The organism is Lutibacter sp. A80, from assembly GCF_022429645.1.
Lineage (GTDB): Bacteria > Bacteroidota > Bacteroidia > Flavobacteriales > Flavobacteriaceae > Lutibacter.
This window is the reverse complement of the sequence record NZ_CP092480.1, coordinates 2,936,582-2,953,475: the sequence shown is the minus strand read 5'-3', so window position 1 is coordinate 2,953,475 and position 16,894 is coordinate 2,936,582. Positions and strand designations below refer to the sequence as shown.

General features: G+C 29.7%; 16 protein-coding genes. 13 read left to right on the top strand and 3 right to left on the bottom strand.

What is annotated here, in order from left to right; all coding sequences use genetic code 11:
• Positions 1-21: 21 nt before the first annotated feature.
• Entirely contained in the window at positions 22-1,065 is a 1,044-nt protein-coding gene (thiL, locus tag MHL31_RS12205) for a thiamine-phosphate kinase (protein ID WP_240226230.1), read from the bottom strand.
• Between the two features lie 189 nt (positions 1,066-1,254).
• Between thiL and MHL31_RS12200 the strand changes: the two genes are divergently transcribed.
• The 4 genes from MHL31_RS12200 (at position 1,255) to sufD (ending at position 5,630) form a co-directional block, all read left to right on the top strand.
• Positions 1,255-1,584 (top strand): iron-sulfur cluster assembly accessory protein, encoded by a 330-nt coding sequence (locus MHL31_RS12200; protein WP_240226229.1) that lies wholly within the window; start codon positions 1,255-1,257, stop codon positions 1,582-1,584.
• Between the two features lie 358 nt (positions 1,585-1,942).
• Positions 1,943-3,391 carry a Fe-S cluster assembly protein SufB gene (sufB, locus tag MHL31_RS12195; protein ID WP_240226228.1) on the top strand — a complete coding sequence of 483 codons (1,449 nt, stop codon included), beginning with the start codon at positions 1,943-1,945 and terminating at the stop codon, positions 3,389-3,391.
• 97 nt (positions 3,392-3,488) lie between these two features.
• Positions 3,489-4,226 (top strand): Fe-S cluster assembly ATPase SufC, encoded by a 738-nt coding sequence (gene sufC, locus MHL31_RS12190; protein ID WP_240226227.1) that lies wholly within the window; start codon positions 3,489-3,491, stop codon positions 4,224-4,226.
• An 81-nt stretch (positions 4,227-4,307) separates the two neighbouring features.
• A complete protein-coding gene (gene sufD, locus MHL31_RS12185; RefSeq protein ID WP_240226226.1) occupies positions 4,308-5,630 on the top strand; it encodes a Fe-S cluster assembly protein SufD in 1,323 nt (440 codons plus the stop codon).
• Between the two features lie 76 nt (positions 5,631-5,706).
• On the opposite strand, the gene MHL31_RS12180 is transcribed toward sufD, so the two are convergent.
• Complete coding sequence (locus MHL31_RS12180; RefSeq protein WP_240226225.1) at positions 5,707-6,318, bottom strand: FAD-dependent oxidoreductase; 612 nt, start codon at positions 6,316-6,318, stop codon at positions 5,707-5,709.
• 1 nt (position 6,319) lies between these two features.
• On the bottom strand, positions 6,320-6,910 hold the full coding sequence (locus tag MHL31_RS12175) for a MarC family protein (protein WP_240226224.1): 591 nt from the start codon (positions 6,908-6,910) through the stop codon (positions 6,320-6,322).
• Between the two features lie 90 nt (positions 6,911-7,000).
• On the opposite strand from MHL31_RS12175, the gene MHL31_RS12170 reads away from it, so the two are divergent.
• The 9 genes from MHL31_RS12170 (at position 7,001) to MHL31_RS12125 (ending at position 16,892) form a co-directional block, all read left to right on the top strand.
• Complete coding sequence (locus MHL31_RS12170; protein WP_240226223.1) at positions 7,001-7,567, top strand: DUF3109 family protein; 567 nt, start codon at positions 7,001-7,003, stop codon at positions 7,565-7,567.
• A gap of 79 nt (positions 7,568-7,646) precedes the next feature.
• Entirely contained in the window at positions 7,647-9,239 is a 1,593-nt protein-coding gene (locus MHL31_RS16300) for a helix-turn-helix transcriptional regulator (RefSeq protein WP_305802693.1), read from the top strand.
• 129 nt (positions 9,240-9,368) lie between these two features.
• Entirely contained in the window at positions 9,369-11,078 is a 1,710-nt protein-coding gene (locus MHL31_RS12155) for an OmpA family protein (protein ID WP_240226222.1), read from the top strand.
• Between the two features lie 17 nt (positions 11,079-11,095).
• Positions 11,096-11,998 carry a hypothetical protein gene (locus MHL31_RS12150; protein WP_240226221.1) on the top strand — a complete coding sequence of 301 codons (903 nt, stop codon included), beginning with the start codon at positions 11,096-11,098 and terminating at the stop codon, positions 11,996-11,998.
• Positions 11,999-12,015: 17 nt separating this feature from the next.
• Positions 12,016-12,543 carry a DUF3592 domain-containing protein gene (locus MHL31_RS12145; RefSeq protein WP_240226220.1) on the top strand — a complete coding sequence of 176 codons (528 nt, stop codon included), beginning with the start codon at positions 12,016-12,018 and terminating at the stop codon, positions 12,541-12,543.
• Positions 12,544-12,554: 11 nt separating this feature from the next.
• Positions 12,555-13,322 (top strand): TIGR00266 family protein, encoded by a 768-nt coding sequence (locus MHL31_RS12140; RefSeq protein ID WP_240226219.1) that lies wholly within the window; start codon positions 12,555-12,557, stop codon positions 13,320-13,322.
• Between the two features lie 53 nt (positions 13,323-13,375).
• The gene (locus MHL31_RS12135; protein WP_240226218.1) at positions 13,376-14,479 is read left to right on the top strand and encodes a hypothetical protein; all 1,104 of its coding nucleotides are present in this window, start codon (positions 13,376-13,378) and stop codon (positions 14,477-14,479) included.
• Between the two features lie 10 nt (positions 14,480-14,489).
• Positions 14,490-15,437: a hypothetical protein gene (locus MHL31_RS12130; RefSeq protein WP_240226217.1), complete on the top strand. Its 948-nt coding sequence runs from the start codon at positions 14,490-14,492 to the stop codon at positions 15,435-15,437.
• A 12-nt stretch (positions 15,438-15,449) separates the two neighbouring features.
• Entirely contained in the window at positions 15,450-16,892 is a 1,443-nt protein-coding gene (locus tag MHL31_RS12125; RefSeq protein WP_240226216.1) for a hypothetical protein, read from the top strand.
• Positions 16,893-16,894 lie beyond the last annotated feature (2 nt).

Here is a 16,894-nt window from a genome sequence, read left to right as displayed (position 1 = left end):
ATAAACTTAATGCTTTAAAATCTAATCCAACGCTTTCCAACCTTGAGCTGTTAATTTTATTTGTTGCCCAGCTCTGGTTACTAAATTTGCACCAATACTTTTATCAGCAATATGTCCTATAACTGTTAAATGTGGATTCCCTTTAATTTTAGGGAAATCTTCTTGAGAAATTGTAAATAACAACTCGTAATCTTCACCACCACTTAAGGCAATAGTTGTGCTATTTAATTCAAATTCTTCACAAGTAGCAATAACTTGAGGATCTAATGGAATTTTTTCTTCATACAAATTACATCCAACTTCAGATTGCTCACAAATATGTAAAATTTCAGATGAAAGCCCATCTGAAATGTCAATCATAGCAGTTGGTTTCACTTTTAAATCTTTCAATAATTTTACAATATCTTTTCTAGCCTCAGGTTTTAATTGTCGTTCAATTAAGTAAGAATAATTTGTTAAATCTGGTTGTGAATTCGGATTTACTTCAAAAACTTGTTTTTCTCTCTCTAATACTTGTAACCCTAAATATGCAGCACCTATATCACCTGACACCACAAGCAAATCGTTTGGTTTTGCAGAATTTCTATATACAACTTCTTGCTTATCTACCTCACCAATTGCAGTAACACTTATTAGTAAACCAGTAACCGAAGATGTGGTATCTCCGCCCACTAAATCAACTGTATAATTTTTACAAGCTAAATGAATTCCTTCATATAATTCTTCAATTGCCTCTAACGGAAAACGGTTAGAAACAGCAATTGAAACTGTTATTTGGCTTGCAACACCATTCATAGCATACACATCAGATAAATTAGCCATAACAGCCTTATAACCAAGATGCTTAAGTGGCATATAACTTAAATCAAAATGTACACCCTCAATCAACAAATCTGTTGTAACCAACATTTGTTTATTTTTAAAATCTAACACAGCGGCATCGTCTCCAACTCCTTTTACTGTAGTAGATTGTGCTATCTTAAAATTTTGAGTTAAGTGTTTTATAAGTTTAAATTCGCCTAATTCAGACAAACTTGTACGTGTTTGATTTTTATCTTCTATCATTTTGCAAAGATATTGAATTTAATATTTAGAAATCAATAGTTAAGATTAACTTAAAAACAATTACAAATCAATAGAAATATAGTATTTTTGTAATATTGATTCTATTTATAGAAATATATAGAATTTTGATTCATTTTATGATAAATATCATATTTTAAGGATTACCTTTGCATATTAATTTATAGAAAAATGATAAAAGTTTCAGAAATAGCAAAAAAGAAAGTTGTAGAACTTATGACTGATGATGGCTTTGACCCAAAAGTTGACTTTGTAAGAGTTGGTGTTAAAAGTGGTGGTTGCTCAGGACTTTCATACGATTTAAAATTTGACAAAGAAAACAAAGAAGGTGATAAGGTTTTTGAAGATAATGGTATAAAAATTATTGTTGACAAAAAAAGTTTTTTGTATTTAGTTGGCACAACATTAGAATATTCTGGCGGATTAAACGGAACTGGTTTTGTTTTTAACAATCCAAATGCGCAACGTACATGTGGTTGTGGAGAATCATTTTCTTTATAAAAATTTAAAAGATTAAAAGAGATAGGTTTATGAAAAATTCCGGAAATTTAAAAGTTTACAATAAACATTCGATTTTTCAGTTACCATTTATAAACTTACCGATGAAAAATCTTTCAATAATAACATAAAAAAATCAAATTCAAAGAGCAGCTCTTTCAAATCCATTAAATATTTTAAAACAACCAAATGGTAAAATTAGAAGTCTGTCAAGAATTTGTTGAGAATTACAAATATTAGAAAAAACAGTTTTTACTTTAATTAATAAGGTTTAAGATATTATCTAAATTTATTAACTTTCTTAAAAACAGTAATATTGATTAAATTTTAATCATTCAATATTTAAATCTTTAAATGAACTATGAGTAAATTTACTGAAGACGATTTAAAAAAAGAACTCGAAACAAAAGAGTACGAATACGGTTTTTACACAGATATTGAAGCTGATAAGTTTCCTGTTGGTTTAAATGAAGAAGTTGTAATTGCAATTTCTAAAAAGAAAAACGAACCTGAATGGATGACCTTATGGCGTTTAGAAGCTTTTAAAGTTTGGAAAGAAATGGAAGAACCAGACTGGGCGAATGTTAATTATGAAAAACCAAATTTTCAAGATATTAGTTATTATTCTGCTCCAAAACAAAAACCAAAATTAGACAGTTTAGATCAAGTTGATCCAGAATTGCTAAAAACTTTTGAAAAACTTGGTATTTCAATTGACGAACAAAAACGCTTATCAAATGTAGCTGTTGATGTTGTAATGGACTCCGTTTCTGTTGCAACTACTTTCAAAAAAACATTAAACGAAAAAGGGATTATATTTTGCCCAATTTCTGAAGCCATACAAGAACATCCAGAATTGGTGAAAAAATATTTAGGAACCATTGTTCCAAAAACAGATAATTTTTATGCTGCTTTAAATTCAGCAGTATTTTCCGATGGATCTTTCTGTTACATTCCAAAAGGAGTTACCTGCCCTATGGAGCTTTCAACCTATTTTAGAATTAACGAAGGTGGTACTGGTCAGTTTGAACGCACATTAGTTGTTGCAGATAAAGGAAGCTTTGTTAGTTATTTAGAAGGCTGTACAGCACCTGCACGTGATGAAAATCAGTTACACGCAGCTGTTGTTGAACTAATTGCATTAGATGATGCCGAAATAAAATATTCTACTGTTCAAAACTGGTTTCCTGGTGATGCAGAAGGAAAAGGTGGTGTTTACAATTTTGTAACTAAACGTGGTTTATGCGAAAAAAATGCCAAAATCTCTTGGACACAAGTAGAAACTGGAAGTGCTGTTACTTGGAAATACCCAAGTTGTGTTTTAAAAGGTGATAATTCTGTTGGAGAGTTTTACTCAATTGCGGTTACCAACAACTACCAACAAGCGGATACTGGTACAAAAATGATTCACTTAGGAAATAATACTAAAAGTACAATTATATCTAAAGGAATTTCAGCCGGACATTCGCAAAATTCATATAGAGGTTTGGTTCAAGTTGGTGCTAGATCTAAAAATGCGCGTAATTTTTCGCAATGCGATTCACTTTTAATGGGAGATTTGTGTGGTGCACATACTTTCCCATACATTGAAGCTAAAAACAAAACAGCTCAAATAGAACACGAAGCAACAACAAGTAAAATTGGTGAAGATCAACTATTTTATTGCAATCAACGTGGTATAGATACTGAAAAAGCTATTGCACTAATTGTAAACGGATTTGGAAAAGAAGTATTAAATAAATTACCTATGGAATTTGCTGTTGAAGCTCAAAAATTACTAGAAATTAGTTTAGAAGGTTCAGTAGGTTAAAAGTTCATAAAGTTAAAAAGTTCGAAGTTTTAAGTTTTAAGTTCTAATTATAACTTATAAAACTCTCAACTTTAAAACATTCAAATTATAAATTAAGATGTTAAAAGTAAAAAATTTACACGCAAGTATCAACGATAAAGAGATTTTAAAAGGTATAAATCTTGAAATAAAACCAGGTGAAGTACATGCTATAATGGGGCCAAATGGTTCTGGAAAAAGTACACTTTCAGCTGTTATTGCCGGAAAAGAAGAATTTGAAGTAACAGAAGGCGCTGTTGTTTTAGACAACGAAGACTTGGAAGATTTAGCTCCTGAAGAAAGAGCACATAAAGGTATATTCTTATCTTTTCAATACCCTGTTGAAATTCCTGGAGTAACCGTTACAAACTTTATTAAAACTGCAATTAACGAAACTCGTAAAGCTAAAGGTTTAGAAGAGTTACCAGCTAAAGATATGCTGAAACTTATTCGTGAAAAAGCCGATTTATTAGAAATTGATAGAAAATTCTTATCACGTTCTTTAAATGAAGGTTTTTCTGGAGGTGAAAAAAAACGTAACGAAATTTTTCAAATGGCAATGTTGGAACCTAAACTTGCTATTTTAGATGAAACAGATTCGGGCTTAGATATAGACGCTTTAAAAGTTGTAGCAAATGGGGTAAATAAACTTAAAAGCAAAGACAATGCAGTGTTAGTTATTACGCATTACCAGCGTTTATTAGATTATATTGTTCCAGATTTTGTACATGTTTTATACAATGGTAAAATTGTAAAATCTGGCGGAAAAGAATTAGCTTTAGAACTAGAAGCTAAAGGTTACGACTGGTTAAAATAAAATATTAAAGTAAACAGTTGCAGTTACAATAAACAGTTAAAACTGAAAAATTGGCACTGAAAACTGAAAACTCACATCACAATGGATTTAAAAGAAAAATTAGTTTCTTCATTCTTAGCATTTGAAAATAAAGGTGGATTAGATTTAGATTCTAAATCACATAATATTAGAACCAAAGCTATTCATAATTTCGAAAAAAAAGGTTTTCCAACTAAAAAAGATGAAGAATGGAAATATACAAGCTTAAACTCGTTATTAAAAAACGACTACAGCCTTTTTCCTGAAACAAAAAAAGCTGTTGAATTTAAACATGTAAGAGAATATTCAATAAACGAAATAGAGTCTTATACTTTAGTTTTTATTGATGGTGTTTTTAGCTCTTTTTTATCAAACACAACACACGATGAATGCGATGTTTGTGTATTATCTTCTGCCTTTACGCGTCCAAAATATAAAATGGTAGTAGATAATTATTTCAATACCATTGCAAAAAAAAGCAATAGTTTAACAGAATTAAATACTGCTTTTTCGGTTGAAGGAGCTTTTATTAATATTCCAAAAAACACCGTTGTACCAAAACCTATACAAATTTTACATTTCTCTACAGGAAGTGAAGCAGAAGTAATGCTTAACCCTAGAAACTTAATAGTTGTTGGAGAAAATTCTCATGTCCAAATTATTGAACGCCATCAAAACCTATCAAAAAATACTGTACTTACTAATGCTGTTACAGAAATTTTCGCTCATAAACGTGCTATTATAGATTTTTACAAAATTCAAAATGACACCGAAAATTCATCATTAATCGACAGTACTTTTGTTTCACAAAAACAACAAAGTGTTGCCTCTGTTCATACATATTCTTTTGGAGGAAAATTAACGAGAAATAATTTAGAGTTTCATCAAGAAGGTGAATATATTACATCTAATTTAAACGGTATCTCAATTCTAAATAATAAACAACATGTAGATAACCACACTTTGGTTAATCATAAATTCCCTAATTGTGAAAGTCACGAATTATATAAAGGAATTTATGCCGATAAATCTACAGGTGTATTTAATGGAAAAGTAATTGTGCAACAAGCTGCACAAAAAACAAATGCTTTTCAACAAAACAACAATATTATAATTGATGATGGGGCTAGTATTAATGCAAAACCTCAATTAGAAATTTTTGCTGATGATGTAAAATGTTCTCACGGTTGTACTATTGGTCAATTAGACGAAAGTGCACTATTTTATATGCAATCTAGAGGTATTCCTAAAAAAGAAGCTAAAGCTTTATTATTATTTGCCTTTGGAAATGAAGTAGTTGAAAAAATTAAAATACCTCAACTAAAAACAAGAATTACAATGCTAATTGCAAAAAACTTAGGTGTTAATTTAGGTTTTGACTTTTAAAACAGCAGTAAAAAAATAAATTATTTAAAAACGCTATTATCTTATAAAATAATAGCGTTTTTTATATACAATACTTTTACTCAATAACATCGTGAACCATAGTGTGGTTTCCGTTATTCCATAAAGTTAAAATATCTGTAGCAACTAAAGCTCCACTCCCTGCAGCTATTGCGTATTGACTTCTCCAACCTGCCAAAACACCTGCCACATAAAGTCCATCTTTAACTAAATGATTGTTGTTTTTTAGCATTATTTTCTCTTTTTGTGGAGGAATACTTGTATGTGGCGTTACATACTCTGTTAAACCTTCAATATTAAATAAATTTGAAGGTCCAATTGCCATAACAATTATAGCTGCACTATATTCATTTTTATTGGTTTTAACTATAAAATTAGGTGTAGAACCAGTTACAGAAACCACTTTTTCTTTTTCTATTTGTTCGATATGAGGAAAATCTTCTGCTAATTGCAATAATCCTTTTTTAAGAATAGCACCTCCTTTGGTTCCTTTATCAAAACCTAATACATTATTTAACTCAGCATTATTTAATGCAGAAGTTTTTTGATGCGTTATAATTCCTATTTTTTTTCCTTCAGCAAACGGTTTTTTTATTGCAGAACCTAAAATTAAGGCACTAGATAAACCTGCTGCACTTCCACCAATAATTAAAACATCGAAATATTTCATACTATAAATTTAAAGACATTAAATCTTGAATGTTTGAAGTAAATAATTTTACCGAAATAGCTAGTAAAATTACTCCAAAAACTTTTCTAATAATTAAAATACCATTATCGCCAATAAATTTACCTAGTTTATTAGAAGTCTTAAGCACAGTATACATAAAAAACAAATTAATAATTATTGCAATTAAAATATTAACAGTAGCAAATTCGGAACGTAAAGAAAGTAAGGTTGTTAAACTTCCAGGGCCTGCAATTAAAGGAAATGCTAATGGAAAAACAGAAATTGTTCTTGCATTTGTTTCTTCTTCTTTATAAAGCGAAACACCTAAAATCATCTCTAATGCAATAAAAAATAAAATTAAGGCACCTGCAACAGCAAAAGAATTAACATCAATTCCAATTAAATTTAGAATACTTGTTCCTAAATATAAAAAGGCAATCATTATTACACCCGCAATAATAGAAGCTTTTTCAGATTGAATTTGTCCAAATTTTGCACGTAAATCAATAATAATTGGAATATTTCCAATTACATCTATAACCGCAAATAATACCATAGTTGCAGTAAGTATTTCTTTAAAATTAATTAACATATCAATACCATTTAAATTAAGGGTCGGCAAAAGTAGATAATCCTTTAATAATAATAACAAATTTAGCATAAAAAAGTTTAGTTTTGCAAAATGTTTCAATTAGGAAAAACAATAGTCTCAGAAGACATTATCGAAAAAGATTTTGTTTGCAATTTAAATGCTTGCAAGGGCAAGTGTTGTATAGATGGTGAAGCTGGAGCACCATTAGAAGAAAGTGAACTTCAAATTTTATTGGATATTTATCCAAAAGTTAAACCTTTTTTACGCGAAGAAGGCATAAAAGCTATTGAAGATCAAGGTTTATTTATTACCAATGAAGGGGAGTATGAAACAACCTTAATAGATGGTAAAGATTGTGCTTTTGTAACTTTTGATGACAATAATACTGCTAAATGCGGAATCGAAGAAGCTTACAATCAAGGTTTAATTAAATGGAAAAAACCTATTTCTTGCCATTTATATCCAGTTAGAATTATGAATTACAGCGAGTTTTCCGCAGTAAATTATCATAAATGGCCTATTTGTGATGATGCTTGTACGCTTGGAAAAGAACTTCAAGTACCTGTATATAAATTTGTAAAAGAAGCTTTAATTAGAAAATTTGGAAAAGATTGGTATGCTGAATTAGAAAAAGTGGCAGAAAATCACAAATTCTAATCTATATGTAACTTAAGTTCCATAGACGGGTATGCCTTTTTGTAATTTTACAAAAAGGCAATTATTCAGATTTTAAACCATGTTTAAAACTAGCAACTATTTTTATATACTTATTATAATTTTTAGTATCCAAAATGGTCTTGCTCAAAAGTTAACTTCAAAAACAATAGATAGTACTTTTATTGAGTTAAAAGTAAAACACAATACTACAGAAAAAGTTGATGCTTTAATTGAACTTTATAAAACGGCCCATAGAAACAAACTTACCAACGAAGCAATTTTAGATGAAGCAATTAAAGTTTCAGAAGAACTACTGTATTTAAAAGGCTTGGGTGAAAGTTATGACAGAAGAGGCTTGGTTGCACGTTACAGTAACAACTTTAGCAAATCTGTAACTTACCATAAAAGAGCTCTCAATTATTTAAATAAAGCTTCTGACACTTTACTAATTATAAAATGTTTAAATAATTTAGGAGTAAGCTACAGGAAGTTAAATCTAGAAAAAGAAGCCTTTAAATATTATTTTCAAGCATTAGATTTTTCAGAAAAAATAAATCACGAAAGAAGTATTACAATTGCTTTAAATGGAATTGGAAATGTTTTTATTGAAACTAAAGAATACGATAAGGCATTATATTACTTTAAAAAAGTATATGCCTTAGATTTTAAAAACGAAAACATTAAAGGTCAAGAGTATAGTTTATCAAATATTGGAGAAGCATACTTATATCAAAAAGAATACGACTCTGCTTATTACTATATAGATAAAGCATTACAATTAACAATTAAACACAACCATAAATCTAGCGAAGCTATACGCTATAATTTATTAGGATTATTATTCCAAAAAAAAGGAGATTACAATAAATCTACAGCATCCTACAAAGAAGCAATACCTTCATTTACAAAGTCTAACAATATTAGATACTTAAGCAACACCTTAATAAATATTGGTAAAAACCAATTAAACTTAGGCGATTATAAAAATGCAAAAGAAAACATAATATTAGGACTAAATAATGCACAAATTATAAAATCTAAAGAAAATATAACATTGGGCTATCAAGCTTTAGTAGAATATTTTACACTTACAAAAAACTTTGAAAAAGCGCTAGAAGCACAAAAAATTGCATCAACTTTTCAAGATAGTATTTTAAATGAATCTTCACAAAGAAACATTATAAGTACGCAAATTGAATATGAAACTGCTAAAAAAGATCAACAAATACAACAATTGGCTTTAGAAAATGAAAAAAGTAAGAATAAAGCCAAAGCATCATTCAATAGACTAATTATTATTTCGTCAATTGCTTTATTAGGTATTTTTGGTTTATTGTATCTATTAAATCTTTACAGAAAAAATTCTGATTTAGAAATACAGCAAAAAAACTCAGAACTACAAAATTATCTGAATCAAATTAACCTATTAAAAAATAAAGTTGAAACTAAAACTGAAGCTTCAAAACAATCTTTTATAGAAAAATATAGCGAATTTGATTTATCTAAAAGAGAAATTGAAGTTTTAACGCTTATTTCAAAAGGGTATTCAAATATTGAAATTGCCGAAAAACTTTTCGTCTCTCAAAACACTGTAAAAACACACATAAAAAACATCTATTTAAAACTTGACGTTAAAAACAGAATTCAAGCTTTAAAAAAGATTGGCATCTAAAAAAACTCCTATTTTATTAACCTTCTAGTTGTAAAATCACCCCAAAGGGTGAGCTTTATCACTTAAACAAATGAATGCCAAAATAGTTTGTTAAAGTAATTTTATACTATAATTAAAAAATTACTAAAAATGAAAAGCAAGCAACTATTACTCACTAAAATTTTATTGATTTTTGGATTATTATTTTTAATCCCACATCAAGTAGAAGCGCAATTTTTAAAAAAGCTAAAAGAAAAAGCTGAAAAGAAAATTGAACAAGAAGCCGAAAAACGTGCTGAACGCCGAATGAATAAAAAAATTGACAAACAATTTGATAAGGCTGAAGATGTATTAGATGGTAAAACTAAAAACGGCACTAATAATGAGAAAGGAAATGAAAATACCAACCAAAACACACAAGCCAACAATCCTAATAACCAAGATACTTCACAACAAAATGGAACTACAGTAAATAAACCAAACGTAGTTTGGAGTAAGTTTGATTTTGTACCAGGAGACACTGTAATTTTTGAAGACAGCCCAAGTACCGATGAAGAAAATGGAGAGTTTCCAAGTAAATGGGATTTAGCTGATGGAAATGCAGAAATAGCAGAAGTTGATGGAGAAAAAGTTGTCATATTCCCAAATGGAGGAACTATTGTGCCTTACTTAAAAAATTCGAAAGAAGATTATCTTCCAGAAGTTTTTACTGTTGAGTTAGATGCTTATTTTCAACCAGAAAATCCCCACAGACTATTTTTCCAATTCTATGATGATAAAAACCAGAGGTCTATTGGACATAGTATATATTTCTATTCAAAGAGTATTGCCTATGATGAAAGTTCAGGCCCTTATTCAAAAAGCCTATCAAAAGGTGGGTGGCGTCATTTTTCAGTTGCCGTTACAAAAGACAAACTTAAAATATATTTAAATGACGAAAGATTAATAAATATACCGCATATAGGTTTTAACCCTACAGGAATTACATTAAATATGGATGGCTATTCTGCAGATAAAGTACATCAATATGTCAAAAATGTCCGTATCGCTAAAGGTGGTGTAAAATACTACGACAGATTTTTATCAGAAGGAAAAATTGTAGTAAACGGAATTAAATTCGATGTAAACAAAGCCACATTAAAAGCCGAAAGTATGGGGCCAATTAATGAAATCTACGATTTAATGCGAAAAAATCCTGAAATCAATTTTAGTGTTGAAGGTCATACAGACAGCGATGGTGGAGACGACACAAATATGACATTATCTAAAGCCAGAGGAAAATCTGTGATGGATAAATTAATAGAAATGGGAATTGCTTCAAACAGACTTAAATTTGATGGTTTTGGAGAATCTAAACCAATAGATAATAACAGCACCCCAGAAGGAAAAGCCAATAACAGAAGAGTAGAATTTGTGAAATTTTCTGGAAATTCTAATTCAAGTTCTAACAATTCAAATAGCAATAATGGAAATTCTAATTTTGATCAGCTAGATAAAAAAACAATTGGAGCAAAGTTAGAATCGCTCCCAGATAGTTTTAATATTCCAATGTCAAATAATACCGGTATTGTAAACGGACCAGGCACTGTTATAATTTATGCAACTTCAGATGGCAATATGGGTAAAATGCAGATTCTAGATATTGATAAAAACGACAATAATAAACTTACCATTAAATATGTGACATACAATTACGATGGATCCGTTCATAGTGAATCTAATAATTTAGAAATCCGAGGAACTTTTACTTGCGATTTAGACTCCGGAAATGAAGGTGTAGAACGCGATAAAGCAGATTTTAGAAATGGTGGCGAAACACTTTACCCGTATGAAACCACAATTTTGAAAGTCCTTAAATAATATAAAATCATAAAAAAATGAAAAAACTAAGCATCATACTCGCATTATTTATAGTAACTATAAGTTGCAAAGGAAACGAAAATAAACCTGCTGATAGTTTATCAATTAAAACCGAACAAAATAAACTAAAACGCTATCAAGTAGAATCTGGAATTATTCATTTTACTTCTACTATTTCAGGTAAAGTATTAGGAAGCACAATGACAGGAATAGGAACTGAAATAATATATTTTAAAGATTGGGGTGCAATAGAATTAAAAGATGAAAAATCATCTGAAACAACCCATATTAAAATATTTGGAAAAACAAAAGAAGAAACAACCACCAAACACACTATAAACAAATTAGATAATGGTCAATGGTATACAGTAGATTTTAACAGAAAAGAAATAACAGCAAGGCGTTCTATCCCTATTGACATGATAACTGCATTTCATCCAGACTCTGATGCTGGAGACGCAGGAAAAGAAATGATAAAAGACCTAGGAGGTAAAAAAATTGGCGAAGAAAATTATATGGGCTATCCATGTGAAATTTGGGAAGCTATGGGAGTAAAACAATGGGTGCATAAACATATTACACTTAAAATTGAGACTACTGTTATGGGAGTTACAACTTCAAAAAAAGCAACAAAAATTGAATTTAATATAGCTGTCCCTGATAAACATTTTAAACTTCCTGATTTTCCAATAAAAAAGGAAGAAAGCTTTTTTGATAATGAAGATATGAATTTTAATATGGATGATATGGAAGACATAGACGAGAAAATGGATATGCTAAGTAAAATGTCTTTTGAAGAATGGAAAAAAATATCATTAGCAGATGAATCTGATGAAGAAATGCAAAATATGAGTGAAGAAGAATTACGTAAAACCTATGACATGATTCAGAAAATGGTGAAAATGAGAAAAGGAAATTAATTCTAAAAAATGGTATTATGAAAAGCCAAATTAAATCTCCCTTCACCACATTTATTATGGGAATTATATTTATTGGTATTAGCTGGTTTGTTTATAATCAATTCAGTGCTCCAATGGTTGAAGAGGCAGAAGCATCTAAAAATTGGCCAACTACTTTAGGGGTAATCACGTTTTCTGACATTTCACAACACACCAATAACGATGGAAATAATATGTACGCCTCAACAATTAATTACAATTATACGGTTGCTAACAAATCATACGTTGGAGACAGAATATCATTATCAAGTAGTGGAGCATCAACAAGTAGTATTCGAGAAGTAAAAGAGACTTTAAAAACCTATCCTGTTGACACACAAGTGAACGTTTATTACGATCCCGAATTTCCTAATAATGCCGTATTAGAACCTGGTGCTGACTTTTTAACCTATCTCGTTAAATACATTCCTTGGTTATTTGGTTTTTTTGGAATATTAATGATGTGGCAATTGGTAAAAAAAGCACTAGTGTTAATTATAGCACTTTTAATAAGTAGTAAAAATTAAATATAAACAATATGAAATCACACGAAATAGATTATAAAATAAAAGGGCACGATATTCAATATGTAGAAATTGAACTAGACCCACAAGAAACCGTAATTGCTGAAGCTGGCGCCATGCTTTATATGAAAGAAGGCGTTGATTTTATGACAAAAATGGGAGATGGTTCCGAACCAGAAAAAGGACTTTTTGGGAAATTACTTTCAGCAGCGTCAAGAAAAATAACTGGCGAATCCATTTTTATCACACATTTTACACATCAAGGTTCAGGTAAAAGCCACGTGGCTTTTGCAGCTCCTTACCCAGGAACAATTATCCCTGTTGATTTACCAAAAATTGGAGGCTCTGTAATTGTGCAACGCGATGCATTTTTATGTGCTGCTTTAGGCACAAAATTAAGCATGCACTTTAATCAGAAATTAGGTGCAGGATTTTTTGGGGGCGAAGGTTTTATTTTACAAAAACTACAAGGTGATGGCCTTGCGTTTATTCACGCTGGTGGAACACTTATTGAACACGAATTAAACAACGAAACACTACGTGTTGATACCGGTTGTGTAGTTGGTTTTCAAGAAGGAATAGACTTTAGTATACAACGTGCAGGAAATTTAAAATCTATGGTGTTTGGTGGTGAAGGTTTGTTTTTAGCAACACTTCAAGGAACTGGAAAAGTTTGGCTACAATCTATGCCAATTAGTAAATTAATTAACCAATTATCTCCAGGAGGAACAAACAGCAATAAAGAACAAACTAGCGGTTTATTAAACAACTTATTTGAATAATAAACACTCTTGAATATTGAGAAAATTTAGTTGAAAAAGAAAAAGAAATTGCTATGAAAAATTTTATACTGTTTTTATCAATTTTTATTACAGTAGTAATACAAGCGCAAGATTTTAAACCTTACAAAGTAAAATCGGGAAAAATTACTTATGAAAAATTGAAATATTCTACCGTTTCAAGTTATTCCTATAAAAATGGTGTTGAAACTAGCGGTAGCAAACAAGTTCCTTATGTGGCCGAACAAGTTATTTATTATTGGGACAAATACGGAGATATTGCTTTTGAAGAAATATATCAAGTTTCAAAATTTGGTGGAGAATTGCTTCCTGAAAAAGTAAAAATAGCAGAACGCTTGTGGGTTGATGAACATCGTTATTATTTCAATTTTGAAGAAAATAAAATTAGTGATGATCCCTACTATTTACGTATAAAATGCAGAGAACACTTTCAATATTATCAAGTTACAGGCTCTTGGATTGAAACATTGTATATGGGTGCTGAAAAGACGGGAACCAAAGAAATACTAGGAAAAGAAGCCGATTATTATAACATCAGTAACTATCAGGATATTTATGCTTGGAAAGGATTGGTATTAAAAGATGAGAGTTTTTCTACAAAAGGTTCAAATGGCCCAAGAAACACTATTGAAAGCGCAAAAATAGCCGTAAAAATTGATACTATTTCAGCAATAAATAAAGCACTGTTCAATCCTATTTGGTTAAAACGCGAAAGGCTATATCAATCTTTAAACAATCAAAAAATTGTAGCATTATTTGATGGCCGACAAGATGTACTATTTCAGGCAGATAACATCAATGGTTTTAACGTTAGAAAAAACGATATTTTATTGTTTGTCACCACAAAACGAGCTGTTGGAAAACTTCAAATTTTAAATATAGATACAGCTCAAATAACCATTAAATATAAACTCTATAATAACAATGGTTTTGAGTTAGACGCCCGAGATTCTTACAAAATTAAAGATAGCTCCACGGTAAATATGGATAATATCACTTATAAAAAATCAACCAATACAGAACTTGATTTTAAGTATAAAAAAACCACTATAATTCCGCAAAACAACATTAGTGTTTTTTTATTAAAACCAAGTAGATCAAAAACACTAAAAATTAAAAAATTCATTAGAAAACATTAAAATAAAAATTATGAAAAATTTAATAACTGCGTTTATAATTATCATTTGTGGTATTTCTTTAAAAGCTCAAGAATCCAAAATAATTGGGAATTGGCAATTAACTCAAATTGAAGCAAATGGACAAACTGAAACAAAAATTAAACTGGTATTTATTTTTGTAGAAAATGGGGTTTTTAAACTAGCAAGAGATGCTAACTCCAAAACTATTGATGTTGGTTCTTGGAAATACAATAAAGAACAACAAGCAATTATAATGGCAAGTGATTTGGACAAAGACTTTAGAGGTAATGCAGAGATTCTAAAGATAACAAAATCTAAATTAGTTTATAAAAAAGAAAGCGCAATTTGGACCTTTAGCAAATTAGCTAAAATGAACCCTCCAGCTAAAGTAACTATGGAAAAACCAATACTTCCTTTTAAAAGTGATGATATGTACGATGAAGAAGGAAATTTTAATTATGAAGAAGCCGAAGCAAAATTACCTTGGACCATAGAAACCATAGTAAATTTCTTAAAAAATTATACCGAACTAGTTTACAATATAACCAGTTTCCCTGATGAACAAGAAGCTGAAGCTTGGATTGTAAGTGAAAAAATAAACTACAATGAAGCCGAGCAAACTATTGATGTTAGATCATACTCTTATTTTCAAAACGATTATATAGATATGATGGAAGATCCGATTTTAATAAACAACTTAACAGAATATGAATACGATTTTATGTTTTTCCCTCAAGACAATTTAGATATTTATAAGGTAGTTGGAACCGAAACCATAGCAACTCCAGCAGGTACTTTTGAATGTACTCTTGTTGAAGGCTTTGGTAGATTCAATAGTAAAGTTCAATATTGGATGGTAAATAATAAACCCGGCGTTTTTGCTAAAGTAGTTAGCGTAAAAGACGCACCAACTCCTTTCGGAAATACAAAGGTGTATGTATTAAAAGAAATTAAATGAAAACTTAATAAAATGAGAACTCTATTCATATTATTTTTTGCATTTGTAAATATCACTGCTTTTAGTCAAAATAATGCAGAACAAGCAAAAATTAAAGACTATTTAGAAAGTACTTTACTAAACAAAAATACTATACTAATAAGCAAAACTTCTCAAAATATAGTAGCGTCAGATATTTTTCAGAGTGAATTACTCTTTAGCACCAATCATCACGATGGGCATAACATAATACAATTACAGTATTTTATAAAAACCGAAGGTAAACTGATTGCTTTTAAAGATAGAAACGATATGTTGGCTTCAAGTGAGTTTTTGGAAAGTATAAAATCAAAAAAGTTTAAACTTATTACTGAAAATGACGGAGTTGCTTTTCAATCCGTATTAAAGTTATTAGATTTTCAACGCGGCTTAGGTTTTTTTACTGAAGAGAATACCTGGTATTTTATTAGAGATAAATTTTTTGATGACATTAAAGCATATATAGTTACCACAGATAATAAAGGTCAAATCTTATCAATAATTTATCAAGATGAATTGAAAAAAACCTTACCTGAAACACTTTTACAAGCAGGAGAAAACATAGACTCTACAAATTCTGAAGCTAGTATTTCAACAAAAGATAATGACTTTATGCATAATTATTTGTTAGCGCATGTTAACTACGAATTTGAGGTTACTCCTCTTGATTTTCATTCACTAAATAAAATTTCTACTATTTCTCTAAACAAATGCAACTTAAAAATTACCGAAGGTGAACCAGGTAATAGCTGGACGAATAACATTCCTTTTATGTTAATTTCTAACAACAATGAATACATAAAATCTTCAGTTGATGGATTATTAGAAATGCCAATATTTTTAAATAGTTTACAAGAAAAATATACAATAGAAACCGAAGATGATGCCAGATTGTTTCAGAATGTATTAGATGACATTGCTCCTGTTAGTCAATTTGGTATTGAACTAAAAACGTTTTATAAAAAAGACAATATGTGGTTTTTTGTTAGAGAAAAACGTTTTGACGATTTATACGGATATATATTAATAGTAGATGATAAAAACAAAGTTTCTTATATAGAATATGCCATCATTTCAGAAGAAGGTATCCTACGTTTAAAAATGAAAGATCCTAATTATAAAGTAGATTATAAATTTAAATTAGAACAACCTACCACAACTAAAGTTAAAGTTAAACAAGGAGAAGATTTATATGTCGAAATCAGTTTTGATGCCAATATGGTAAATGCAGCAGGTGCTTGGATACTTACCCAACGAGATGGGGAAGATGCAGGTATGTATGCAGGTACCTCCATAGATTCACCTTTCACTAAAAGAATCACTGGTGCGGCTTTAGAAAATCAGTTTCATACCTATGAATACTATTTACTTAAAAATGGATCTGAAGACACAAAAAATGCTTTGGGTAAAATAAAAATTGAAATTGAAGTAGAATAAAT